Origin of the sequence: Bradyrhizobium sp. LA2.1, from assembly GCF_040547725.1 — a bacterium.
Lineage (GTDB): Bacteria > Pseudomonadota > Alphaproteobacteria > Rhizobiales > Xanthobacteraceae > Bradyrhizobium > Bradyrhizobium barranii.
The window spans coordinates 300939-322229 of record NZ_JBEPQI010000002.1 but is presented as its reverse complement, the minus strand read 5'-3'; the positions used below and the strand labels follow the sequence as shown (position 1 = coordinate 322229).

General features: G+C 63.3%; 30 protein-coding genes. 8 read left to right on the top strand and 22 right to left on the bottom strand.

Translation table 11 applies throughout. The features are described 5' to 3' along the window. Nucleotides 1–8: 8 nt before the first annotated feature. From ABIB95_RS04450 to ABIB95_RS04425, 6 genes are all read right to left on the bottom strand, one after another. Complete coding sequence (locus ABIB95_RS04450; protein WP_014495845.1) at nt 9–653, bottom strand: DUF47 domain-containing protein; 645 nt, start codon at nt 651–653, stop codon at nt 9–11. A 156-nt stretch (nt 654–809) separates the two neighbouring features. Next, nucleotides 810–1778, bottom strand: a complete 969-nt coding sequence (locus ABIB95_RS04445) for a branched-chain amino acid ABC transporter permease (RefSeq protein WP_071914733.1) — start codon at nt 1776–1778, stop codon at nt 810–812. Nucleotide 1779: 1 nt separating this feature from the next. Further along, nucleotides 1780–2643, bottom strand: a complete 864-nt coding sequence (locus ABIB95_RS04440) for a branched-chain amino acid ABC transporter permease (protein ID WP_063983732.1) — start codon at nt 2641–2643, stop codon at nt 1780–1782. A gap of 72 nt (nt 2644–2715) precedes the next feature. Further along, nucleotides 2716–3936 carry an ABC transporter substrate-binding protein gene (locus tag ABIB95_RS04435; RefSeq protein WP_354238034.1) on the bottom strand — a complete coding sequence of 407 codons (1221 nt, stop codon included), beginning with the start codon at nt 3934–3936 and terminating at the stop codon, nt 2716–2718. Nucleotides 3937–3984: 48 nt separating this feature from the next. After that, nucleotides 3985–4731: an ABC transporter ATP-binding protein gene (locus tag ABIB95_RS04430; RefSeq protein ID WP_063983734.1), complete on the bottom strand. Its 747-nt coding sequence runs from the start codon at nt 4729–4731 to the stop codon at nt 3985–3987. Then, entirely contained in the window at nt 4724–5479 is a 756-nt protein-coding gene (locus tag ABIB95_RS04425) for an ABC transporter ATP-binding protein (RefSeq protein WP_063983735.1), read from the bottom strand. Before ABIB95_RS04425 ends, ABIB95_RS04430 begins: the two co-directional genes overlap by 8 nt. Before the next feature lie 302 nt (nt 5480–5781). On the opposite strand from ABIB95_RS04425, the gene ABIB95_RS04420 reads away from it, so the two are divergent. After that, nucleotides 5782–6474 (top strand): hypothetical protein, encoded by a 693-nt coding sequence (locus tag ABIB95_RS04420; protein ID WP_354238033.1) that lies wholly within the window; start codon nt 5782–5784, stop codon nt 6472–6474. Between the two features lie 54 nt (nt 6475–6528). On the opposite strand, the gene ABIB95_RS04415 is transcribed toward ABIB95_RS04420, so the two are convergent. Next, entirely contained in the window at nt 6529–6882 is a 354-nt protein-coding gene (locus tag ABIB95_RS04415) for an ArsC family reductase (protein WP_354238032.1), read from the bottom strand. A 104-nt stretch (nt 6883–6986) separates the two neighbouring features. Here ABIB95_RS04415 and ABIB95_RS04410 point away from each other — a divergent pair, with 104 nt between their 5' ends. From ABIB95_RS04410 to ABIB95_RS04400, 3 genes are all read left to right on the top strand, one after another. After that, nucleotides 6987–7358 carry a tRNA-binding protein gene (locus ABIB95_RS04410; RefSeq protein WP_282522214.1) on the top strand — a complete coding sequence of 124 codons (372 nt, stop codon included), beginning with the start codon at nt 6987–6989 and terminating at the stop codon, nt 7356–7358. Between the two features lie 213 nt (nt 7359–7571). Next, entirely contained in the window at nt 7572–8204 is a 633-nt protein-coding gene (locus ABIB95_RS04405) for a TetR/AcrR family transcriptional regulator (protein WP_354117573.1), read from the top strand. Nucleotides 8205–8207: 3 nt separating this feature from the next. Continuing rightward, the gene (locus tag ABIB95_RS04400; RefSeq protein ID WP_354238031.1) at nt 8208–8990 is read left to right on the top strand and encodes a sulfite exporter TauE/SafE family protein; all 783 of its coding nucleotides are present in this window, start codon (nt 8208–8210) and stop codon (nt 8988–8990) included. A gap of 2 nt (nt 8991–8992) precedes the next feature. On the opposite strand, the gene ABIB95_RS04395 is transcribed toward ABIB95_RS04400, so the two are convergent. The 11 genes from ABIB95_RS04395 to ABIB95_RS04345 all read right to left on the bottom strand — a co-directional run bounded on the left by ABIB95_RS04395 (nt 8993) and on the right by ABIB95_RS04345 (nt 17190). Then, nucleotides 8993–9697 carry a glutathione S-transferase family protein gene (locus tag ABIB95_RS04395; protein WP_354238030.1) on the bottom strand — a complete coding sequence of 235 codons (705 nt, stop codon included), beginning with the start codon at nt 9695–9697 and terminating at the stop codon, nt 8993–8995. Nucleotides 9698–9789: 92 nt separating this feature from the next. After that, on the bottom strand, nt 9790–9933 hold the full coding sequence (locus ABIB95_RS04390; protein WP_166095729.1) for a hypothetical protein: 144 nt from the start codon (nt 9931–9933) through the stop codon (nt 9790–9792). A 118-nt stretch (nt 9934–10051) separates the two neighbouring features. Beyond that, a complete protein-coding gene (locus tag ABIB95_RS04385; protein WP_354238029.1) occupies nt 10052–10717 on the bottom strand; it encodes a DUF429 domain-containing protein in 666 nt (221 codons plus the stop codon). Nucleotides 10718–10745: 28 nt separating this feature from the next. Beyond that, a complete protein-coding gene (locus ABIB95_RS04380) occupies nt 10746–11093 on the bottom strand; it encodes a carboxymuconolactone decarboxylase family protein (protein WP_354238028.1) in 348 nt (115 codons plus the stop codon). A gap of 3 nt (nt 11094–11096) precedes the next feature. Next, nucleotides 11097–11618 carry an RNA polymerase sigma factor gene (locus tag ABIB95_RS04375; RefSeq protein ID WP_354238027.1) on the bottom strand — a complete coding sequence of 174 codons (522 nt, stop codon included), beginning with the start codon at nt 11616–11618 and terminating at the stop codon, nt 11097–11099. Continuing rightward, nucleotides 11615–11824, bottom strand: a complete 210-nt coding sequence (locus ABIB95_RS04370) for a YgaP family membrane protein (protein WP_354238026.1) — start codon at nt 11822–11824, stop codon at nt 11615–11617. The genes ABIB95_RS04375 and ABIB95_RS04370 overlap by 4 nt, the downstream gene beginning before the upstream one ends. A gap of 95 nt (nt 11825–11919) precedes the next feature. Beyond that, nucleotides 11920–13104 (bottom strand): serine hydrolase domain-containing protein, encoded by a 1185-nt coding sequence (locus ABIB95_RS04365; RefSeq protein ID WP_354238025.1) that lies wholly within the window; start codon nt 13102–13104, stop codon nt 11920–11922. Nucleotides 13105–13177: 73 nt separating this feature from the next. Then, the gene (locus ABIB95_RS04360; protein WP_354238024.1) at nt 13178–13867 is read right to left on the bottom strand and encodes a GNAT family N-acetyltransferase; all 690 of its coding nucleotides are present in this window, start codon (nt 13865–13867) and stop codon (nt 13178–13180) included. Nucleotides 13868–13871: 4 nt separating this feature from the next. Next, nucleotides 13872–14219 carry a Lin0512 family protein gene (locus ABIB95_RS04355; protein ID WP_354238023.1) on the bottom strand — a complete coding sequence of 116 codons (348 nt, stop codon included), beginning with the start codon at nt 14217–14219 and terminating at the stop codon, nt 13872–13874. Between the two features lie 161 nt (nt 14220–14380). Then, complete coding sequence (locus tag ABIB95_RS04350) at nt 14381–16045, bottom strand: acetolactate synthase large subunit (RefSeq protein WP_354179885.1); 1665 nt, start codon at nt 16043–16045, stop codon at nt 14381–14383. 251 nt (nt 16046–16296) lie between these two features. Continuing rightward, nucleotides 16297–17190, bottom strand: coding sequence for a LysR family transcriptional regulator (locus tag ABIB95_RS04345; protein WP_259257858.1), 894 nt, complete (start codon nt 17188–17190; stop codon nt 16297–16299). 117 nt (nt 17191–17307) lie between these two features. On the opposite strand from ABIB95_RS04345, the gene ABIB95_RS04340 reads away from it, so the two are divergent. Next, nucleotides 17308–17541 carry a tautomerase family protein gene (locus ABIB95_RS04340; protein WP_085402808.1) on the top strand — a complete coding sequence of 78 codons (234 nt, stop codon included), beginning with the start codon at nt 17308–17310 and terminating at the stop codon, nt 17539–17541. Here the strand turns inward: ABIB95_RS04340 and ABIB95_RS04335 are convergent. The 3 genes from ABIB95_RS04335 to ABIB95_RS04325 form a co-directional block, all read right to left on the bottom strand. Continuing rightward, nucleotides 17522–18166, bottom strand: a complete 645-nt coding sequence (locus ABIB95_RS04335) for an O-methyltransferase (RefSeq protein WP_354238022.1) — start codon at nt 18164–18166, stop codon at nt 17522–17524. The two genes, ABIB95_RS04340 and ABIB95_RS04335, sit on opposite strands and share 20 nt — an antisense overlap. A gap of 19 nt (nt 18167–18185) precedes the next feature. Then, complete coding sequence (locus ABIB95_RS04330; protein WP_063983749.1) at nt 18186–18812, bottom strand: PadR family transcriptional regulator; 627 nt, start codon at nt 18810–18812, stop codon at nt 18186–18188. 129 nt (nt 18813–18941) lie between these two features. Continuing rightward, nucleotides 18942–19493 carry a carboxymuconolactone decarboxylase family protein gene (locus ABIB95_RS04325; protein WP_354238021.1) on the bottom strand — a complete coding sequence of 184 codons (552 nt, stop codon included), beginning with the start codon at nt 19491–19493 and terminating at the stop codon, nt 18942–18944. 70 nt (nt 19494–19563) lie between these two features. Between ABIB95_RS04325 and ABIB95_RS04320 the strand changes: the two genes are divergently transcribed. Continuing rightward, nucleotides 19564–19917, top strand: a complete 354-nt coding sequence (locus tag ABIB95_RS04320) for an MmcQ/YjbR family DNA-binding protein (RefSeq protein ID WP_135215234.1) — start codon at nt 19564–19566, stop codon at nt 19915–19917. Between the two features lie 100 nt (nt 19918–20017). After that, a complete protein-coding gene (locus tag ABIB95_RS04315; protein WP_094184234.1) occupies nt 20018–20173 on the top strand; it encodes a hypothetical protein in 156 nt (51 codons plus the stop codon). A 77-nt stretch (nt 20174–20250) separates the two neighbouring features. Here the strand turns inward: ABIB95_RS04315 and ABIB95_RS04310 are convergent, their stop codons facing one another. Further along, a complete protein-coding gene (locus tag ABIB95_RS04310) occupies nt 20251–20721 on the bottom strand; it encodes a MarR family winged helix-turn-helix transcriptional regulator (protein ID WP_354238020.1) in 471 nt (156 codons plus the stop codon). A 148-nt stretch (nt 20722–20869) separates the two neighbouring features. Here ABIB95_RS04310 and ABIB95_RS04305 point away from each other — a divergent pair, with 148 nt between their 5' ends. Continuing rightward, complete coding sequence (locus ABIB95_RS04305; protein WP_354238019.1) at nt 20870–21271, top strand: Ohr family peroxiredoxin; 402 nt, start codon at nt 20870–20872, stop codon at nt 21269–21271. Nucleotides 21272–21291: the final 20 nt, after the last annotated feature.

The following is a 21291-nucleotide window of genomic DNA, read 5'->3' as shown; positions in this document are numbered from 1 at the left end:
CCCCTGCCCTAAACTTGCTCGATGACGATGCTGTTGATCTCGTTCGCGACGTCGTCGAAACGATCGGCGACTTTTTCGAGGTGGTCGTAGATCTCGACGCCGACGATGAAATCCATCGCGCTGCCATCACGGTGCTTGAGGAACAGCTCCTTCAGCCCGATGTCATGGAGATCGTCGACCCGGCCCTCCAGCTTGCCCAGCTCTTCCGTGATCGCGGTCAGCATCGCGACGTTCGGGCCGATCGACTGCATCAGCGGCAACGCACGCCCCACGAGATTGGCGCATTCGATCAGCAGTCCGCCAATCTCCCGCATCGGCGGCTCGAAGGTGCGGACCTCGAACAGCATCACGGCCTTGGCCGTCTGCTGCATCTGGTCGATGGCGTCGTCCATCGAGGTGATCAGGTTCTTGATGTCGCCGCGGTCGAAGGGGGTGATGAAGGTGCGGCGCACCGCCGTCAGCACCTCACGGGTGATGTTGTCGGCGTCGTTCTCGAACTGGTTGACACGCTGGCAGTAGACCGGCGTCTCCTCGCCCCCGTTGAGCATGCCCTGGAGTGCGATCGAGCCCTGGATCACCGTCTGTGCATGGCGGTCGAACAGGTCGAAGAACCGTTCTTCCTTGGGCAGGAAAGCGCGAAACCATCGCATCATGGGGATAGGCTACCGGTTGGAAATGGCCCGGCCCGAACGGACCGTCATGAAACTGTCATAGACCATTTCCACCCCGCGCGCGTGTCATCTCACGCCCGCGAAGCAGGATCATCCACCGGATTCGCGCACCAATGAAATTGGTGCGATATCAACGACTTAGAGCGAGCGCCGGAAGTAATGAGCGATTTCGCCGATGACGCCGCGGCGGAAGGTGAGCACGCAGACCACGAAGATCGAGCCCTGGATCACCGTCACCCATTGGCCAAAACCCGCCAGATATTGCTGCATGGCGATGATCGCGAAGGCACCAACCACGGGGCCGAAGATGGTGCCGAGACCGCCAACCAGCGTCATCAGCACGACCTCGCCCGACATCGTCCAGTGCACGTCGGTGAGCGAGGCATTCTGCGCCACGAACACCTTCAGCGATCCGGCAAAGCCGGCCAGCGTGCCGGACAGGACGAAAGCCAGGAATTTATATTGGTCGGTCCGGTAGCCGAGCGAGATCGCGCGCGGCTCGTTCTCGCGGATCGACTTCAGCACTTCACCGAACGGCGAGTTGATGATGCGGTAGATCAGCAGGAAGCCGGCGAGGAAGCCGGCCAACACGACGTAATAAAGCACCGTCGGCTTGGAGAGATCGAGCAAGCCGAACATCCGCCCCTGCGGAATGCCCTGAATGCCGTCCTCACCATGGGTGAACGGCGCCTGGAGGTAGATGAAGTACAGGAGCTGCGACAGCGCCAGCGTGATCATCGAGAAATAGATGCCCTGGCGGCGGATCGAGATATAGCCGGTGATGAGCGACAGCCCGAACGCCGCGACGATTCCAACGAGGATGCCGAGCTCCGGCGGCAACGCCCACACTTTCAGCGCGTGCGCGCTGCAATAGCCGGCGGTGCCCATGAACATTGCGTGGCCGAACGACAACAGGCCGCCATAGCCGATCAGCAGGTTGAAGGCGCAGGCAAGCAGCGCAAAGCACAGCGCCTGCATCACGAAGAACGGATAGACGCCCGTGAAGGGCACCGACGCCAGCAGCAGCGCCATCACCACGAACACGACCATCTCGTCACGCATCGCGCGCGGGGTTACCGGCAGCGTGTCGTCCGTCAAGGCTGTCATATCAGGCCGCCCTCCCCGTCAGTCCCGTTGGCTTCACCAAGAGCACCAGCACCATCAGCACGAACACGACGGTGTTGGAGGCCTCGGGGTAGAAATACTTGGTCAGGCCCTCGATCACACCGAGCGCAAAGCCGGTGATGATGGAGCCCATGATCGATCCCATGCCGCCGATCACGACCACCGCGAACACGACGATGATGAGGTCGGCGCCCATCAACGGCCGCACCTGGTTGATCGGCGCCGAGAGCACACCGGCGAGCGCGGCAAGGCCGACGCCGAGACCGTAGGTCAGCGTAATCATGCGCGGCACGTTGATGCCGAAAGCGCGCACCAGCGTCGGATTCTCAGTGGCAGCGCGCAGGTTAGCACCGAGCCGCGTCTTCTCGATCAGGAACCAGGTGGCGATACACACCACCAGCGAGAAGATGACGACCCAGCCGCGATAGATCGGCAGGAACATGAAGCCGAGATTCATGCCGCCCTTGAGCTGGTCCGGAATGGCATAAGGCAGACCGGAGGAGCCGAAATAGTTCTGGAACACGCCCTGCACGATCAGCGCGATGCCAAAGGTCAGGAGCAGGCCGTAGAGGTGGTCGAGCCCGGTCAGCCATTGCAGCATGGTCCGCTCCAGGATCATGCCGAAGATGCCGACGATAACAGGCGCGATCAGCAGCGCCCACCAGTAGTTGATGCCGCCGAGGCTCAGCAGGAAATAGGCAACGAACGCGCCCATCATGTAGAGCGCGCCGTGGGCGAAATTGATGATGTTGAGCATGCCGAAGATCACGGCAAGCCCGAGACTGAGCAGCGCGTAGAACGAGCCGTTGATCAATCCCACCAGTAGCTGAGCGTAAAGAGCCTGCATCGATCCCGCACCCGGTCCCTTCGGCGTTGCCTGAGAGTCGCCCGCAGGCCTGATGGCCTGCGGGCGGTTATCTTACTTCTTCAAGAGCGCGCACTTGCTCTCGGACAGCGGCGTGAATGCCTGGTCGCCCGGCACGGAGCCGACCAGCTTGTAGAAGTCCCACGGCCCCTTGGACTCCGAGGGCTTCTTCACCTCGAACAGGTAGGCGCTGTGGATGGTGCGGCCGTTCGGCTGGATCTCACCCTTGCCGAACAGGTCGTCCTCCGTCGGCAAGGACTTCATCTTCTCGACGACCTTGACGCCGTCATGGGGATTGCCGCCGAGCGCTTCCAGTGTCTTGAGATAATGACGCACGCCCGCATAGACGCCGGCCTGCACCATGGTGGGCGGGGCATTGTTCTTCATCTTGTCGGAGAAGCGCTTGGAGAACGCCCGGGTCTGGTCGTTCATGTCCCAGTAGAAGGTCTCGGTGAAGTTGAGGCCCTGCGCGGTCTCGAGACCGATTGCCTTGACGTCGGTCAGGAACAGCAGCAACGCCGCGAGCTTCTGGCCACCCTTGACGATGCCGAACTCGGCCGCCTGCTTGATCGAGTTGGTGGTGTCGCCGCCGGCATTGGCAAGGCCGATGATCTTGGCCTTGGACGCCTGCGCCTGCAGCAGGAATGACGAGAAGTCGGGCGTGTTGAGCGGATGCTTGACGCCGCCGACGACCTTGCCGCCGTTGGCGGTGACCACGGCCGTGGTATCGCGCTCGAGCGCCGCACCGAAGGCGTAGTCCGCGGTCAGGAAGAACCAGCTGTCGCCACCGGCCTTCACCAGAGCCTGACCCGTGGTGTGGGCCAGCATGTAGGTGTCGTAGGTCCAGTGCACCGTATTGGGCGAGCACTGCGCGTTGGTGAGGTCCGAGGTCGCGGCGCCCGAGTTGATGTAGACGCCATTCTTTTCCTTGATGACGTTGTTGACGGCGAGCGCCACGCCGGAGTTCGGCACGTCGACGATGATGTCGACCTTGTCGACGTCGAACCATTGCCGCGCGATCGCGGTGCCGATGTCGGGCTTGTTCTGGTGATCGCCGGAGATGATGTCGATCTTCCAGCCCTTCGCCGCAAGGCCGGAATCTTCGACGGCCATCTGGGCGGCGAGCGTCGAGCCGGGACCGCCGAGGTCGGCGTAGAGGCCGGACTGATCGGACAGCGCGCCGATCTTGACGGTCTTGTCCTGCGCAAAGGCTACGCCAGCCGTGGTGACGGCCAACGCCGTGCCGAGCAGAAACGACGCAATCGACTTTTTCATGCTACTTCCCTCGTGAATTTTCTCGTGGCCGTTTGACGCTTGGCCGTCTCAGACGCCGAGATAGGTGTGGAGCTTGTCCATGTTGGCGGCAAGCTCCGAATTGGAAAATCCGTCAATGATCTTGCCGTGCTCGACCACGTAATAGCGGTCGGCGACGGTGGATGCGAACCGGAAGTTCTGCTCGACCAGGAGGATGGTAAAACCCTCCTTCTTGAGCCGTGCAATGGTGTGGCCGATCTGCTGGATAATGACAGGCGCAAGACCTTCGGTCGGCTCGTCCAGCATCAGGAAGCTCGCGCCGGTGCGCAGGATGCGCGCGATCGCGAGCATCTGCTGCTCACCGCCGGAGAGCTTGGTGCCCTGGCTGTTGAGACGTTCCTTCAGATTCGGAAACAGATCGAAGATCTGCTCGAGTGGCAATCCGCCCGGGCGAACCACCGGCGGTAGCAACAAATTCTCCCGCACATCGAGACTGGAGAAAATGCCGCGTTCCTCCGGGCAGAACGCGATGCCCATCCGCGCGATCTTGTCGGAGGTCGCGCGGATGATGTCCTGGTTGTTGAACTTCACCGAGCCGGTCCGCTTGCCGATGATGCCCATGATCGACTTCAGCGTGGTCGTCTTGCCGGCGCCGTTGCGGCCGAGCAGCGTGACCACCTCGCCCGCGTTCACGTCGAAATTGATCCCGTGCAGGATGTGGGACTCGCCATACCATGCTTCCAGGTTGCGGACCTGGAGGATGTTGCCGCCGGTTGCGGCTTTTGCGGGAGCGTCCGCGGTTGCAGTCTCACGCATGACCGGCTCCCAGATAGGCTTCCTTGACGCGCTCGTCCTTGGTTAGTTCGCTGTAATGGCCTTGCGCCAACACCTGCCCGCGCGTCAGCACGGTGATGATGTCGGAGAGATTGGCCACGACGCTTAGATTATGCTCGACCATCAGGATGGTGTACTTCGCGGAGATGCGCTTGATCAGCGCCGCGATCTTGTCGATGTCCTCGTGGCCCATGCCGGCCATCGGCTCGTCCAGCAACATCATCTCGGGGTCGAGCGCGAGCGTCGTTGCGATCTCGAGCGCGCGCTTGCGGCCGTAGGCCATCTCGACCGCGGGCGTATTGGCAAACTCGCTGAGGCCGACATCGTTCAACAGTTCACGCGCGCGATCGTTGAAGCGGTTGAGCACCGACTTGGAGCGCCAGAAATCGAAGGAACTGCCGTGCTGGCGCTGAAGCGCGACGCGAACGTTTTCCAGCGCGGTGAGATGCGGAAATACCGCCGAGATCTGGAATGATCGCACCAGTCCCAGGCGCGCCACGTCGGCCGGCGCCATCGCCGTGATGTCCTGCCCCTTGTACAGAATTTTGCCGGCGGACGGTTTGAGGAACTTGGTCAAAAGATTGAAGCACGTCGTCTTACCCGCCCCGTTCGGGCCGATCAACGCGTGAATGCTCCCACGGCGAACCTTGAGCGCAACGTCGCGGACGGCGAAGAAGCCCGCGAACTCCTTGGTCAAGCCTTCCGTTTCGAGAATGAACTCATCGGCCAAACAGATTTCCCCCTGCCCGCACAATACGCGTGGCTGTCCTTAGTTACTTCGGCTTTCCGGGGGCCTTGGAGCCTGTCCCGGAACGTCGCCTCCGGGCGCGGAATATGCCGGAGGTGACGGGGGTTAGGCAAGGCGGAAAGCTGAGCAGATCAGGTCTCCGGCCGGGAGGCTTATGCTCCCTTAGTCGGACGCGTTTTGATGTCGCCTGCCCGGCCTCCCGGTTCGCAAGGCACCGGTCATCAAGCCGTCGTTAACGGTCTTTCATCCCGCGCGCCAGCCTTCATAGAAAATTTTCCCGCCGCATGGATCATGCGCGGGTTTTATGCGTCGGGAATATTGTCTTGGAAATTGCCTTGGATTTTGCAAGCGCGGCTCCTTCTGTCGTCAAGTCGATCAGGCAGCGTGATCTCCTGAACACGTGGCTGCGACTTTATGCGCGCGGGCAGATGGTGCCGGCGATCTGGGAGTATCAGCCCGCGCGGATCGAGGAAGAGCTGTCCGATCTGATCTATTATACCGTCGACATCTCGGCGCCGACGCCGCGCCTCATCATCCAGAGCGAAGGCACGCGCATCTCGCGCGCCTATGGACAGACCGGCAAGGGCGTTCTGCTCGACGACTATATCGGGCCGCGACTCGCACCCTTCGTGATGCCGATCTATTATGAATGCGTGGCACGCGGACTTCCGGTCTACAGCGTGGCCGACGTCGACGACATCTACGGCCGCGTGGTTGCCTATGAACGGCTGCTGCTGCCGTTCCAGACCGACGGCAAGGTCTGCCACGTGATCGCCTCGCTCAAGACGTTCTGCGAGGACGGCGGTTTCGAGATCAAGAATCTGATGCGCGGAAATGACGCGCTGCCGCGCCCGAAACTGCGCGCGGTGATCGACCGCGATCTCTTCCATCGCGCTCCCGGCCGGATCGCTGCGGCCGACGTCGTCGAGTTCGCCGATCAGCCCGGCGTCACCACCGAGATCGTCGAGCTGAGTTAGGGGTCAGCGCGATCTGGCGCCGACCTACTTGGCCTTGACCTACTTGGCCTTGACCTAATTGGCCTTGACTTCCTTGGCATAGATATCCGGCTTGAAGCCGACCAGAAGCTTGCCGCCGACTTCGAGCACCGGCCGCTTGATCATCGATGGTTGCGCTAGCATCAGCGCCAGCGCCTTCTTCTCGGTGAGGCCTTCCTTGTCGGAATCCGGCAGCTTCTTGAAGGTCGTGCCGGCGCGATTGAGCAGCGTCTCCCAGCCCGCCTTGTCGCTCCACTGCTTGAGCTTGTCCTTCTCGACGCCCACGGCCTTGTAGTCGTGGAACTCATAGGCGACGCCATGGGCGTCGAGCCAGGCGCGCGCCTTCTTCATGGTGTCGCAGTTCTTGATGCCGTAGATGATGTTGGGCAAGACCTTCCTCGCGCATGCGTCGTTGGATGACTGCAGCGTTGTACGAAACTCCGGTTCGCGCGACAACATTGCGAACGAACCTCGCTCTCCGAACGGACACATCAATGCACGTCACTCACGATCCCGCCGCGGCCGTGTCGCCAACCATCGACTTCAACACCTTCCTCGCGGTCGATATCCGCGTCGGCACCATCGTCGATGCAAAACCGTTCCCGGAGGCGCGCAAGCCGGCCTGGCGGCTGTGGATCGACTTCGGTCCCGCGATCGGCGTGCGCAAGAGCTCGGCCCAGATCACCGAAAATCATCCGCTCGAGACGCTGGTGGGGCAGCAGGTCGCGGCCGTCGTGAACTTCCCGCCGCGCCAGATCGGCCCTGTTGTCTCGGAGGTGTTGACGCTCGGCTTCCCCGATGCCGAGGGCAAGGTCGTGCTGGTGCAGCCGAGCAAGCCTGTGCCGAACGGCGGACGGCTGTTCTAGCCGCGCGATTGCCGGCCGGGCCGCCGTCACCTCCGCCATATCCCCGGCGGCGGCTTGATCCTCCTGTTTCCGGACCGTCTGGACTTGACCAAGATCGCCTTTGATAATAAAAATGACTGACTGATCGTTTTTTATTAATGCCCAGCTTCATAGGGGCCGTATCAGGCAAACGCTCAAAACGACCGATCTGTCAGTTATTTATGGACTGCCAAAATGCCCAAGATCAGCGACAAGCAACGCGAAGGTAGGCGACAGCAGATCCTCGAAGCGGCCCTCGCCTGCTTCGCCGAGCAAGGCTTCCACCAGACCGGCATGGCCGACATCGTCAAACGGTCGGGCTTGAGCCACGGCGCGGTCTATCTCTACTTCCAGAGCAAGGACGATTTGATCGAGGCGCTCGCCGACGACCGGCATCGTCGCGAGGCCGTGCTCAACTCGGTTGCGCAGGGATCGGGTGATCCGATCGAAGGACTCCACGCGCTGATCCGCGTCTACGCGCAATGGCTCACCGATCCCGCCGGCGAAGCGCGGCGTCGCGTCGGCATCCACGGCTGGGCGGAGGCCCTTCGTAACCGCCGCGTCCGCACCAGCGTCGTCGAAGGCATCGACATGCCGCGCGCGCTGATCGTGGCGCTGGTCGAGCGCGGCCAGCATGACGGCCTGATCAAGCGCGACCTCGACGCCGACGCGATCGCACGCGTGCTCATCGCGATCTTCCAGGGCTTCGTGCTGCAGAAATGCTGGGGCGAGGATTTTGACATCGAGGCCTGCATGATGGCCGTCGGCGGCGTGATCGAGGGATTTCGCACGACCAGGCCTGACATCAAGCGACGGACCAGGACGTAAGCGATGTCCTGGATCCACGATCTCCTCGCAGGCATCGGCGTCGGTCTCGTCGGCGGGCTGACATCGGGCTTCATGGGAACGAGCCCGGGCGGCGGGCTTGTCGTCTTCACCGTGCTGCTGCTCGGCGCGGAGCAGCATGTCGCCCAGGGGACGTCGCTGATCACGCAGGTCCCGCCCACTGGCCTCGCCGGCGTGCGCCGCTACTGGCAGAGCGGCAATCGCAGCCCGATGCAATGGATCGCCTGGATCGGCCTCGGATTTCTCATCGGCGGTGCGGGCGGCGGTTACGCCGCGGCGGCGGTCTCCGACTCGGTGCTGCAATGGACCTACGTCGTCTATCTCGTCGCGCTGATCGCCCTTCTGATCCTGCGCCGCGACCGCAAGGACGGGAGCCACGCGGCCGCCGACCGAGACGAACTGCCTTGGCTCCCCCTGCTCCTCATCGGCGCGCTTGCCGGATTTTCCTCCGGCTTCATGGGCATCGGCGGCGGGCTCGCGATCACCGTCGGCCTCGCCGCCGGCCTACGCGTCCCGCAGCATCAGGCGCAACTCGTCAGCCTCATCTTCTCGGTCATCCCGACCAACATTCCGGCGGCCTGGATCTATTGGAGCAAGGGGCTCATGGTCGGCTGGCCGGCCATCGTCGGGATTCTCGCCGGCCTCTGGATCGGCACCGATCTCGGCGCACGCGCGGCCAACGGCGTCAGCAAAGCGGTGCTGCACAGGGTCATGATCGCCCTCATCTCGGTGATGGCGCTCTACATGACGCATAAGGCGCTGACCTGATTCTACGGCCGCTCCGGAATGTTCAGCCCGCGCTGCACGGCAGGACGCGCCAGCCCCCGTTCGAGCCAGGCACCGACCGACTTGAACTGGCTGAACTCGACGAGATCGCCGGCGCCGTAGAAGCCGATGAGATTGCGCACCCAGCCGAGCATGGAGATATCGGCGATGGTGTAGTCGTCATCCATGAACCACTGCCGGCCGGAAAGATGCGTCTCCATCACGCCGAGCAGACGCTTGGCCTCGCCGACATAACGTTCGAGTGGCCGCTTGTCCTCAAAATCCTTGCCGGCGAATTTGTGGAAGAAGCCGACCTGGCCGAACATCGGCCCGACGCCGCCCATCTGGAAATGCACCCACTGGATGGCCTGGTAGCGGCGCGCGGCGTCCTCCGGCAGAAGCTTGCCGGTCTTCTCGGCGAGGTATTGCAGGATCGCCCCGGACTCGAACAGCGGCAGCGGCCGGCCACCCGGACCGTTGGGATCGAGGATCGCCGGAATCTTGCCGTTCGGATTGAGCGAGAGGAATTCCGCCGTCTTCTGGTCGTCCTTGCCGAAGTCGACGAGGTGGACCTCGTAAGGCAGACCGATCTCCTCCAGCATGATCGACACCTTGACGCCGTTCGGCGTCGGCAACGAATAAAGCTGAAGCAGCTCCGGATGCCTGGCAGGCCAGCGCTTGGTGATGGGAAAGGCGGACAGATCAGGCATCGGGACCCCGGCTTCGTTCGTGAGATGCCGCCTAATCTAGGCGAGCCGTCGAACGGCGCAAGGCCGAGCAGTGATCATGCATCGAAGCCGGACTACAAGGGCCGCAGCAGATGCCTGGCGGCGTACGCGATATCGCGCTGAGCGCGTTGCTCGATGAAGAGCTGCCCGGTGACGAGCAGCGCTCCGGTGAAAACGAGCGCGAGCATCGCGGTCGCGAACTGACTGGCATCCTTCATCGCACGAGCTTCTCCGTCATCGGTTCGCACGGGGAACGCGGGCCGACTATCGACAGTTCCTGCACGCCTCAAACAAATTGCCACTTTATCCCGAATCGAGGCGCAGCTCGCCGCAACCTCAATAATTGATCTCCATCCGCAGTCCGCGCGGATCGACCTCCTCGCCGCCGACACGTTGTGTGCTGTCGCGGGCCGCGACCGCGCTGGCACAGGCATCGATGAGATCGTCGCGGCCGATGCCGGTGCCATGACGCTGCGTCAGCCATGTCTCCAGGCGCGCGAAGCCGCGTTGCGCCAGCAGCGAAATGCGCTGCTCACGACCTTGCGCCGACGTCTTCTTCGGGAGACGGACGCGCCCTGCCAGATTCCAGAAAATCAACTCCGGATGCGCTTCGCCAATTGTCGCCTGCCGCGCCGGCGTCATGATCTCGTCGACGTCCCTGATCTTGTCCCTGATGTTCCAGAGCTGCGCCGACACGCCCCTGCCCTTGCCTTCCCGCTCCCAATAGTGGCGATTGGCTGCCGCCATGTCCGGAAATGTCCAGAGGTCACGGCGCGCACCGAGAAACACCGCAGGGCCGACCAGCTCGCGTGCGCGCAAGTCGCAGGCTCGATAGCCGCTTGGCTTCAATCCGATCGGCATGTCGATCATCGCACGCGCATGCGGCATCGCAAGCAAGCGCGTCAGGCCCGGCGAATAATCAAAGCCGTGATCGCCGCGCTCGTCGATCCAGGCTGCGACCCAGCCGAAGCGGAATCCATCGAGACCGAGATAGTTTGGCAAATCATGCGTCCCGACGTCGACTAGACATCTATGCTTCTCCCTCGTCTCGATGCCGCTCGAACAAGCGCTGCGCCAGCAGCGCATGGCCGAGCGTGCCGCCGGCGCGCACGGCCGCGACAATCAATGCCGCTTCCGCGACTTCCTCGCGCGTCGCGCCGGCCTTCGCTGCCTGCGCCGTATGCACGTCGAGGCAATAGGCACATTGCGTGGTGAGCGCGACCGCGAGCGAGATCAGCTCGCGATATTTCGGCGGGATCAATCCGTCCTTGCGCTCGACCGCGTGGTTGAACGCAAGGAACGCGTTGGCCTCGACCGGCGCGAGCGCCACGAAAGCCGGGACAGACTTCAGATCGTCAGGCGTTTGATAATCGGTCATGTCTCACCTCGTCAGATATTCGCGCATCAGGGCACGGGCGCGATGCAGGCGCGCCTTCACGGTCTGCCTGGACGCACCGAGCGCGGCGGCGATTTCGTCGATGGTCATTTCCTTGACGTCCCGCATCAGCGCGACATCGCGATAATGCGCCGGCAACGCTTCGAACGCAGCCGCCACGTCAAGCCGCAAATCGACTTCGGAGCGCGACAGCAGCAGAGCCTCCGCCTCAACGTCGTCGATCGATGGCGCGAGGCCCGCCTTGCGCGCGAGCCGCAGACATTCGCGGCGGACCACGCTGAACAGCCACGCGGAAAAGGCGACGAGCGAGCGGATCGTGCCGACATGGCGGAACAGGATCCACATCGCCTCCTGGGTTGCATCCTCGGCATCAGCCGAGCTGCGGCAGGTGGCGCGTGCGTAGCGGCGGATATCCGGCTGCGCCGTCTCGAGCAGAGACGCGATCGCCTGGGGATCGCCGAGCCGGGCCGCCTCGAACAGATTTGACGAGATCGCCGCCGCACTCACGACACGCCTCCTCGTCCGATCCCGGCCATCGCGCACATCGGGCAATAGCCGACGAGCCCGGTCAATGCGAAGCCTGCGCCCCCGAGCGCCACCAGCCACGCCGTGACGCCGGCGGGATACACGAATGCGGCAATCGCAACCGCAATTCCGAGCGCAACCCGCACCGCCTGATGCAGACCGCCGATATTCTTCCTGTAGAATGCCATCACATCCTCCGAAATGAGCCGAAGCAAAATGCCTCGACCATCAAGAGGACGCGAAGGCCGGAAAGGATTCGCGGACGCCGGCAATTTTTTCGCGATCAGCCCCCGACCGCCTGGTAGGCCAGACGCTTGAACTCGAAGAAGAAGGGGTTCCAGAAGCCCATATGGCGCTGGGCCATCAGCACGCCGGCGGTGTTGGCCTGCGGACAAATCCACCAATGGGTGCCGGCAAGCCCGCCCCACTGGAATTCGCCGGTCGAATTCGGGGGATCGAACGGCGTCGGCGCAAAGGTGACGGCGCCGCCGAGACCAAAGCCCTTGCCGGGAATCGGCCCGAGATTGGCAAATCGGATGGTCTGGCCCGCGGGCAACTGGTTCGTCATCATCTGCCGCAGCGTATCGGGCTTCAGCAGTGCATCCGGACCGGGTAGCAGCGCGCGTACCAGCGCCAGCATGTCCGGCAAGGTCGAGACCAGACCGCCGCCGCCCGACAGCCGCGGAAACGGCCGCCGATAGGCCTGCGGATAAGGCAGATTGTCGGCCCGCGTCAGGCCCGGCTTCATCGGATCGAGCACGTCGGCGCCGGTATAGAGTGCAACCAGCCTGCCCTGCTGTGCCTCGGGCACTGAGAAGCCGGTATCGACCATACCGAGGCGATCGAAGATGCGCGCCTTGAGGAAGGTGTCGAGCGCATGGCCGGAGACAACCTCGACCACACGGCCGAGCACGTCGGTCGCCACCGAATATTCCCAACCCGTGCCGGGATGGTAGGACAGCGGCAAATCGGCAAGCTTGTCGATCATGTCGGTCAGCGGCGTGAGCGGGTTGAGCACGCGCGCCTCGTTATAGCCTTTGAACAGCACCGTGCCGGGATCGAAGATGCCGTAGCTGAGGCCCGAGGTGTGGGTCAGAAGCTGGCGGATCGTGATCGGGCCCTTCGCCGGCTCGACATCGGCAAGGCTCGAGGCACCCTGCTTCAGCACCTTGCGATTGCCGAGCTGCGGCAGGAATTTTTCGACGGGATCATCAAGCCCGATGCGGCCCTCCTCGACCAGCAGCATGATCGAGCACGTCACAAAGATCTTGGTGTTGGAGAACGCGCGGAAAATATGGTCAGACCGGAGCGCCGTCTTCGCCTCGCGATCGGCAAAGCCGACGCATTGCTGGTCAACCACCTCATGACCACGGAGCACGGCCCAGGACACACCCGGAATGATCTCCTGATCGACATAGCGTTCCATCGCCGTCCGTGCGGCGGAAAAATCCGTTGTCCTGACGTCCATGTGTTTCCCCCAAATTATGGTTGGGATGGATATAGCGCGCTTTCGCGGGAAATGAAGACCGTCCGATCGGCCCTCAAATCTTCATCAGCGCCGTGACGTGCAGCCGGCGACGGATCTTCATGCCCTGCCGTTCGTACAGCGCAATCGCCGAGGCGTTATGAGAAAACACGTGCAGGAACGGAATTTCGCCGCGCGCCTCGATCCGGCGCGCGACCGCCGCGAGCAGCGCCTGCGCGTAGCCGCGCCCACGATAGTCCGGATGCACGCAGACGGCCGTCATCTCGACGAACTTGCCCGGCTTCATCCGCTCGCCCGTCATCGCGACCAATTCTCCACCAACGCGGATGCCGAGGAAGGTGCCGAGCTCATGGGTGCGCAACGCGAACGGACCGGGCTTGGTCAGCTCCGTCAGCGCCATCATGGCGGCGACGTCGGCCGCGCCCAATTTGACGATCTCGGCATCGCGCAGCGGGCTGTCGGCCGGCGAGCCGATCATCTGCTCGCCGGTCTCGGCCAGAACGATCTTGAAATTGGCGGGAACGTCGACCGGCTCCGGCGTGAACAGCGCGGCGACCTGCGAGCCCGCCAGGAGATCACCGAGCGCGGCGAAGCTTGCCTCGGACATGTCGACCATGTCGGCAAACGGTGTCATGTCCACGGGATAGCGCCGTGCGCGCGGGCCGCCCTCCGCCAGGTGCTTCTGGCTGGTCGTCAGCGCGCTCCAGATCGGACGATCCAGTAGCCGCTCATCGCTGTCGGACACCGGCCTAGTCCTTGTCGAAGCTGACGATGACGGCGGCGTTGGCGATGAGGATAGGATCGTTGGCCACTTCCGTGGCCGAGGGAATCTCCAGCCCGCCCTTGACCGCAGTTACGGTCACCGTGCCGTAAGGCAGCTCCTTCGCAACCGCTTCCTTGTCCACGCTTTCCGGATTGGGGACGGCGATCGTGACATCGACGAACATGTCGTTCGCGGTCTTCCCGATCATCCGGAAGAAACCAAGGCTCGAATGCCTGATGGCATCCGACACCGCACGCTTCGCCGCCTTGGTGGCGTCCCTGCCGTGGACGTCAACGCCCATGCCCATCTCGGTGATACAGCGAACGCGAGTCATGTCTTATTCCTGTGGTTGGTTGGGTGATTGTGAGTGTCGGGGATTGGGGTGCTCGACAGAAGTACGGTTGCTTCTCTCGTGTCCCGGACGCGCTGCAACGCTCTTGGCGTTGCTGCGCAGAGCCGAAGGGGCGCTGCGTCCGGGGCGCGAGATCGCAGTTCTCACGCCTTTGACTTCTCATGCGCCCGCAGCTCGTCAACCAGCACGCGCACATTCTCCGAATAGTCGATCGGGATCACGACCAGATGCACGCCGCCCTCCTTGAAGGCCGCATCGAGCGTCGGGCCGAAGCTGTCGATGCTCTCGATGCGATGTCCCTTGGCGCCGTAGGCCTTCGCGTAAAGGACAAAATCGGGATTGCCAAAGGTCATGCCGTAATCGGCGAAGTGATCGACGGCCTGCTTCCAGCGGATCATGCCGTAGGCGTTGTCTTCCAGCACCAGCACGACCAGATTGAGCTTGAGGCGGACGGCGGTCTCCATCTCCTGGCTGTTCATCATGAAGCCGCCGTCGCCGGCGACCGCGAGCACGCGGCGGTCGGGATAAAGCATCGCGGCCATCATCGCCGACGGCAGGCCGGCGCCCATCGTCGCCAGCGCATTGTCGAGCAGCAGCGTGTTGGCGACGCGGGTTCGGTAGTTGCGCGCGAACCAGATCTTGTACATGCCGTTGTCGAGCGCGACGATGCCATTCTCTGGGATCACCTGGCGGATGTCGTGCACGATGCGCTGCGGTGTCGGCGGCCAGCGCGCCTCGGTGGCGCGGTCGGCGATGTGCGTGAGGATCTCCTCGCGCAACGGCAACAGCGCCGCCGCCTGCGGCAGCTTGCCTTCGAGGCGGTCGGCGAGCAGCTCCAGGCTCGGGCCGACGTCGCCGACGACCTCGGCGTCGGGGAAATAGACCAGCTCGACGCTGGCCGGCGTGTAGCTGACGTGAATGACCTTCGGTCCCGACGGCCCCATGATGAAGGGCGGCTTCTCGATCGGGTCATGGCCGATCGCCACGATCAGATCGGCTGCGTCGATCGCGTCGTGGACATAGTCGCGCTCTGATAGCGCCGCCGTGCCCATGTAGAGATTGGTGCCGCCAGGCACCGTGCCCTTCCCCATCTGTGTCGTGAAAAACGGAATGCCGGTTCGCCGCACGAAGCTGGCGATGCCGTGGGTCGAGCGCGGCCGGCTGGTCGCAGCTCCCATCATCACCAATGGACGCCTTGCGGCGAGGATCATCTCGGCCGCGCGGTCGAGCGCGGCGCGATGGGCGACCGGAATTTCTATCGGATGGACCGGGATCACGGGGACGGCCGGCACTTCGTCGCCCGCGATGTCCTCGGGCAGCTCGAGATGCACCGGCCCCGGCCGTTCCTCCATCGCCACGCGAAAGGCATCGCGCACCACGGTCGGAATGCTGGAGGCGCTGATGATCTGCCGAGAGAGCTTCGTGAGCGGCTTCATGGTCGCAACCACGTCCACGATCTGGAAGCGCGCCTGCCGGCTGCTCATGATCGGCTTCTGGCCGGTGATCAAAATCATCGGCATCGCGCCGAGATGGGCATAGGCGGCGCCCGTGGACAGATTGAGCGCGCCCGGGCCGAGCGTCGAGAGACACACTCCCGGCTTGCCGGTCAGCCGACCGTGCGTGGCGGCCATGAAGGCCGCGGCCTGCTCGTGACGGGTCAGGACCAGCTCGATTTTGGAGGTGCGCAGCGATTCGACCAGGTCGAGATTTTCCTCCCCGGGGATACCGAAGATGCGATCGACGCCCTCGTTCTCCAGCGCCGCGACAAACAGGTCCGATCCTTTTGCCTTGCGTTCCTGCCCGCTCATGTCGCCTCCGCTCGCTGTGCGTCCCGTGGTCGGGAGCGGTCACATGGTAGCGGCTCGTGGCGCAGGCACAACTCACAAAGAGGCGGGCGATTGTTCCAACATCGTCAATACGATCGCAGCGAAGCAATCCAGAATCTTTCCGCGGATATTTCTGGATTGCTCCGCCGCGCTCGCAACGACGCCGTTTCCGAATTCCGGTAGAGTGGATTGACCGACTGTTCGGGTGTTTTTGCCTGTCGGGCTACGAAGCTCTACAACTTCGCCTCAGCAAAGATGCCTGATATCCAGTCGAGGAAGACGCGCAGGCGGAGCGCGAGCTGGCGGTTTTGCGGATAGAGCGCGGAGAGCGGCGTCGGCGACGGTGGATAGCCAGCCAGCACCTCGACCAGCGCACCGCTGGCGAGATCCGCCGCGAAGCGATAGCGGGGCGCCTGCGTCAGGCCGAAGCCGAGCCGCGCGAGATCTGCCATGGTGTCGGAATTATTGACGCGAACCCGGCTCGGCAACACGACATTGCGCAGCGCGCCGGCGACGGAAAACTCCAGCGGCAAAACATCGCCGGTGCGCGAGGAGATGAACGCGACCATCTGATGGCCGTCGAGCGCATCCGGCGTCGCGGGCATGCCGTGGCTGGCGAGATAGGCCGGGCTCGCCACCGTGATTTCCTCGACGGTGCCGAGGCGCCGCAAAATCATCCCGCTGTCCTCGGGCTCTCCCGACCGGATCGCGCAATCGATGCCCTCGCGCACGAGATCGACCAGCCGGTCGCCCTGCCCGATCTGCAAGTCGAGCTGCGGATGGCGCGCCAGGAATTCCGGCAGGTGCGGCAAGATGAAAGTGCGGGTCAGCAAAGGATGTGCGTCGATGCGCAGCAAGCCACGCGGTCGCGCATCGCGCATCGTGGTTTCGGCTTCCTCGACCTCCGCGAGGATGGCGACGCAGCGGCGGTAATAGTCCTCGCCGTCGAGCGTCGGCGTGACATGCCGTGTCGTGCGTTCGAGCAGGCGCGCGCCCAGCCGCGCCTCGAGCCCGCGCAAAACCTCGCTCGCCGTCGAGCGGGGAATGCCAAGGTCGGCAGCCGCAGCCGTAAAGCTCTGCCGTTCGACGAGGCGGACGAACAGGCGCATGGCGTCAAATCGGTCCATGGCCGATTGTTCACCACAGCCGACAAGTGATGACAAGTTTTTCGCGATTATCCGGTCGCGGCGATCGGGCATTCTCGAACAGGAGCAACCACACCCCATCACACGGAGAGACCCATCATGCCCTTCGCCAATATCAAGATCCCCCAGGCCGCCTTATCGCGGGCGCAGAAGGCGGAGATCGTGCACAACCTCACCGCGCTGTTCGCGCACTATTTCGGCGAAGCGGCGCGGACGCACACCATGGTGCTGATCGAGGAAGTGCCTGATGGCGGTTATGGCCGCGCCGACGAGGTGTTCGTGGTTCCCGACGCCTATCGCGCAAGCGACGCCGCTACCTCAGCTTCAGGCTGAGCTCGGTGCCGCCCTTGAGCGGCAACGTTATCGAGACGAAACCGTTTTTGGGATCGCGGATGAAATCGAGATAGTCGGGCTCGGCATTGTCGTTCATGACGTAGCCGCCGACGCGCAGCTGCGGCGCGACGATCCCGATCACCTCGCGCGCCAGCGAGGGACCGCTCTCACCCGGCCAGCCGTCGATCAGAACGAAGTCGACGGGACCGCCGAGATCGCGCAAGGTTTTTCGCGCATCGCCCTCGCGGATCTCGGCATAGTCGGCAAGGCCGGCCTCGGCGAGATTGCGTTTGGCGGTCTCGACCTTGGCCGGCACGATCTCCGAGCCGATCACGGTGCCGCCGCCATTGTCGCGGATAGCAGCCGCGAAATAGAGCGTAGACATGCCGACCGAGGTGGCGAACTCGGCCACGCGCGTAGCACGCAAGCCACGGCACAGCAGATAGATCAGTTCGCCCTGCTCGGAATGAATCGAAAAGCCCTGCTCGGCATAGGCGTGGGGATCACGGCTGTTGAAGGAGCCGCGCGGCCCGCCGCCGGCCGGCCGCTGCCGCGCGCCTTGGAGGCGCGCGAGGACGGCGTTGACGCGTGGGTCTTGAATCGGGCTGTGGGGCCGATCACTCATGTGTTGCTTCGCCTCTTGGTTATTTACCGAGGATTTCCGCGGCGGCACGATCCAGGATCGCCGCGATGCGGCGCGCCTCGGCGGGGTCGCTGCCAAGCCTGGAACGCAGCGCGCGCTTGAGGTTGTGGCGGGCACGGTGCAATTCGTCGGAGGCGTCGGCATCGAGATCGCTGACGCCGGCAAAGGCCTCGCGCACCTCGTCCATGCGGCGCCCGATCCGCGACAGCGCTTGCAGGATCGCGTCCGCAGTCGCGCGGTTCTCGGCGAGATGCGCCTCGCCCTGCGGCGTGATGCTGTAGAGCTTTCGACCGCCATCCTGCTCGACGCTGCTGTGGCCGACCTCTTCCAGATAGGTCAGCGCCGGATAAATCACGCCCGGGCTCGGCGTGTAGAAGCCGTCGGACCGCTCCTCGATAATCTTGATCAGCTCGTATCCATGAGCCGGCTTTTCGGCGAGCAACGCCAGGATCACGAGTTGGAGGTCCTGCGAGGACAGCCGCCTTGCGCCGGGGAAATCACCCCCCGGGCCGCGCCCGAAGAAGCCATGCCCGCCGCGGCCGAAGCGCCGTCCGCCGCCGTGCCGGCCCATGACGAAATGGGCGAAATGCCCAAAATGGAAGTCTTTGTGGTCTCGTCCGTGGTGCATATCGTACGTCCTTTTTGTAAAACATATCTTACGATATAGTTTGCGATAGACAGTCCACAACCCACAAATCTGTGATCGGGCGCCTTGGCGCCGGTCCCGGCTCGGGGGACCAGCACCGCCGGGGGCCGATTACTCCGCAGCTTCGCTGCGGGGAACGCCCTGCTCGACCTCGAGCTGAAGGATGTCGTTGAAGCGGTTGAAGGCACCGCAGAGCGCGATGCGCCAGGTCAGCTCGACGATCTGGGCTTCCGAGAAATGCGCGCGCAGGCGAGCGAAGATCTCGTCGCGAGTCTTGTTCCAGTTGTTGGTGACGGCGATGGAATATTCGACGACGAGCTTGTCGAGCTCATCGAGCTCGGGATGGTCCTTGTAATCGACGAGGCGAGCGGCGCCCTCCTCCGACACGCCCTGCACCGCCAGCTTTGGTGCGTGGTGCGAGACGCAATAGTCGCATTTGTTGAGCAGCGAGACCGTGACCAGCGCGAGCTCCAGATGGCGCTTCGAGACATTGCGTTCTTCAGCAAGATCGACCAGCAACGACCACATATGCTTGAAGATCGGCAGGCGGTGCGCCATGACACCGGCCTGGTTCTCGAACGCGCCGTAGGTCGTCATCTTGTCCCACAACGGCCTCAGCGCCTCCGGCAGATCGTCCCTGGTCTTGATCGAAACGCGCGACATCGCAAATTCATCCCTTGTTGGAAGATGCATGTTGCCATAACGGCAGGGCTTTCGTCTCAAGTGCGAGCGCATGACACCCAAGACATTCGAAGCCCGCTGTTTGCGCCTGCCCGCAGCCACCAAGGTGGTGCAGTGGGAAGGCACCTCCGTGTTCAAAGTCGGCGGCAAGATGTTCGCGCTCGGCGGCGGCTTTGCCGCGGGCTCCGGCGGCTACATGTTCAAGGTCTCGGACATGGCCTATGCGATGCTGATCGAGCACGGCGTGGCACGACCGGCGCCGTATCTGGCGCGCGCCAAATGGGTGCAGCTCGCCGGCAACAACGCACTTCCCGATGCGGAACTCACCGCCTATCTGGCGCAGGCCCATGCCCTGATCGTCGCAAAGCTCACGCGCAAATCGCGCAAGGCGCTGGGGCTGGACTGAGCACTCTCCACAACGTGATGCGCTGATCATCGTACTCCCATTGGACTTTTGTTGCACCGCACCTAGCTCGAAGCAAAGCCCATTCGAGATGGAGTGCTCCATGAGTAAGCCCAACACCACTGCAGCCAACACTTATCGCTATGAACTCGTGCATGATGATGATGACGCCGATTTCGTCGCTTACCAGCGCCGTCGCGAAGACGGGTTCTGGCAGACTTTTGCGACCTGGATGATTCCGCGCACAGTCTGCAACTAGAGCCGCGCGCTTTTCCTCGTACTTGTATCGGAGGCGGACGCCGCCTCCGACTTTCCCGGCGGGAAGGCGCTGCCCGCTCAGCGTTTCTTGTCTTCGGCCGCCTGGGTCGCGCGCAGCAGATTGTCGCGCAGCCGGCTCACCGTCTTCTGCACCACCGGAAAATCGTCGCCGAGACCGGTCGCCTCGATCACGGACTCGCCGAGATCCTGTTCGATCAGTTTTCGGCCGCCCGGCGTCAGGCTTACCCGCACCTGCCGCTCGTCGGCGGGATCGCGGTGGCGCTTGATGTAACCGATCTGCTCGAGCTTCTTCAGGATCGGCGTCAGCGTGTTGGATTCCAGGAACAGCTTTTCGCCGAGCGCGCTGACGGTCTGCTCATCCTCGTCCAACAGCGCCACCATGGCGATGTACTGGGTGTAGGTCAGTCCCACCTTGTCGAGCAGAGGCTTGTAGGCGCGACCGAAGGCCAGATTGGCCGAATAGACGGCAAAGCACAGGAAATTCGACAGTTTTCGGCCTTTGCCGGCAGCTTTGGCGGGACGGGACACGTGAACCTCCGCAATTCGTGATCTCCGCGTCAATATAAATCGCATCCGATTAAATCGGAAGAGCTTGACCGGACAGAGCGACGGGTTTATTTCATCGCGCATCCGATTAGATCGGACACGATCTATATCGAACCCGAAAGGATGCGCCATGACCACCGCTGCAAAGCTTCTCTTCACCGGCAAGACCCACGTCACCTCCGGCCCCGACGGCGCCGCGCACGCGAACGACGGCTCTCTCGATATCAAGCTGGCCCAGCCGCACCCGGCCGCCGAGAACCTCTTCGCTGCCGCCTGGTCGGCCTGCTACCTCGGCGCGCTCGGCCTCGCCGCCGCCCAGCGCAAGGTCAAGCTGCCGAGCGAGCCGTCGGTCGACACCACGATCGACCTGAACAATGCGAACGGCGCCTTCTTCCTGCGGGCCCGTCTCGATGTCAGCGTTCCCGGCGTCGATCGCACGGTCGCCCAGGAGCTGATCGAGGCGGCGCACGGCATCTGCCCCTACTCCAAGGCCGTCCACGGCAACATCGAGGTGACCACCAATCTCGTCTGACCCGCCATCAAGCGAACATC

Bases quoted from the DNA above. Each gene is read 5' to 3' on its own strand.
- ABIB95_RS04450 (WP_014495845.1), bottom strand. From the start codon at position 653: ATGATGCGATGGTTTCGCGCTTTCCTGCCCAAGGAAGAACGGTTCTTC.
- ABIB95_RS04445 (WP_071914733.1), bottom strand. From the start codon at position 1,778: ATGACAGCCTTGACGGACGACACGCTGCCGGTAACCCCGCGCGCGATG.
- ABIB95_RS04440 (WP_063983732.1), bottom strand. From the start codon at position 2,643: ATGCAGGCTCTTTACGCTCAGCTACTGGTGGGATTGATCAACGGCTCG.
- ABIB95_RS04435 (WP_354238034.1), bottom strand. From the start codon at position 3,936: ATGAAAAAGTCGATTGCGTCGTTTCTGCTCGGCACGGCGTTGGCCGTC.
- ABIB95_RS04430 (WP_063983734.1), bottom strand. From the start codon at position 4,731: ATGCGTGAGACTGCAACCGCGGACGCTCCCGCAAAAGCCGCAACCGGC.
- ABIB95_RS04420 (WP_354238033.1), top strand. From the start codon at position 5,782: ATGGATCATGCGCGGGTTTTATGCGTCGGGAATATTGTCTTGGAAATT.
- ABIB95_RS04410 (WP_282522214.1), top strand. From the start codon at position 6,987: ATGCACGTCACTCACGATCCCGCCGCGGCCGTGTCGCCAACCATCGAC.
- ABIB95_RS04405 (WP_354117573.1), top strand. From the start codon at position 7,572: ATGCCCAAGATCAGCGACAAGCAACGCGAAGGTAGGCGACAGCAGATC.
- ABIB95_RS04400 (WP_354238031.1), top strand. From the start codon at position 8,208: ATGTCCTGGATCCACGATCTCCTCGCAGGCATCGGCGTCGGTCTCGTC.
- ABIB95_RS04395 (WP_354238030.1), bottom strand. From the start codon at position 9,697: ATGCCTGATCTGTCCGCCTTTCCCATCACCAAGCGCTGGCCTGCCAGG.
- ABIB95_RS04390 (WP_166095729.1), bottom strand. From the start codon at position 9,933: ATGAAGGATGCCAGTCAGTTCGCGACCGCGATGCTCGCGCTCGTTTTC.
- ABIB95_RS04380 (WP_354238028.1), bottom strand. From the start codon at position 11,093: ATGACCGATTATCAAACGCCTGACGATCTGAAGTCTGTCCCGGCTTTC.
- ABIB95_RS04370 (WP_354238026.1), bottom strand. From the start codon at position 11,824: ATGGCATTCTACAGGAAGAATATCGGCGGTCTGCATCAGGCGGTGCGG.
- ABIB95_RS04365 (WP_354238025.1), bottom strand. From the start codon at position 13,104: ATGGACGTCAGGACAACGGATTTTTCCGCCGCACGGACGGCGATGGAA.
- ABIB95_RS04355 (WP_354238023.1), bottom strand. From the start codon at position 14,219: ATGACTCGCGTTCGCTGTATCACCGAGATGGGCATGGGCGTTGACGTC.
- ABIB95_RS04350 (WP_354179885.1), bottom strand. From the start codon at position 16,045: ATGAGCGGGCAGGAACGCAAGGCAAAAGGATCGGACCTGTTTGTCGCG.
- ABIB95_RS04345 (WP_259257858.1), bottom strand. From the start codon at position 17,190: ATGGACCGATTTGACGCCATGCGCCTGTTCGTCCGCCTCGTCGAACGG.
- ABIB95_RS04340 (WP_085402808.1), top strand. From the start codon at position 17,308: ATGCCCTTCGCCAATATCAAGATCCCCCAGGCCGCCTTATCGCGGGCG.
- ABIB95_RS04335 (WP_354238022.1), bottom strand. From the start codon at position 18,166: ATGAGTGATCGGCCCCACAGCCCGATTCAAGACCCACGCGTCAACGCC.
- ABIB95_RS04330 (WP_063983749.1), bottom strand. From the start codon at position 18,812: ATGCACCACGGACGAGACCACAAAGACTTCCATTTTGGGCATTTCGCC.
- ABIB95_RS04325 (WP_354238021.1), bottom strand. From the start codon at position 19,493: ATGTCGCGCGTTTCGATCAAGACCAGGGACGATCTGCCGGAGGCGCTG.
- ABIB95_RS04320 (WP_135215234.1), top strand. From the start codon at position 19,564: ATGACACCCAAGACATTCGAAGCCCGCTGTTTGCGCCTGCCCGCAGCC.
- ABIB95_RS04315 (WP_094184234.1), top strand. From the start codon at position 20,018: ATGAGTAAGCCCAACACCACTGCAGCCAACACTTATCGCTATGAACTC.
- ABIB95_RS04305 (WP_354238019.1), top strand. From the start codon at position 20,870: ATGACCACCGCTGCAAAGCTTCTCTTCACCGGCAAGACCCACGTCACC.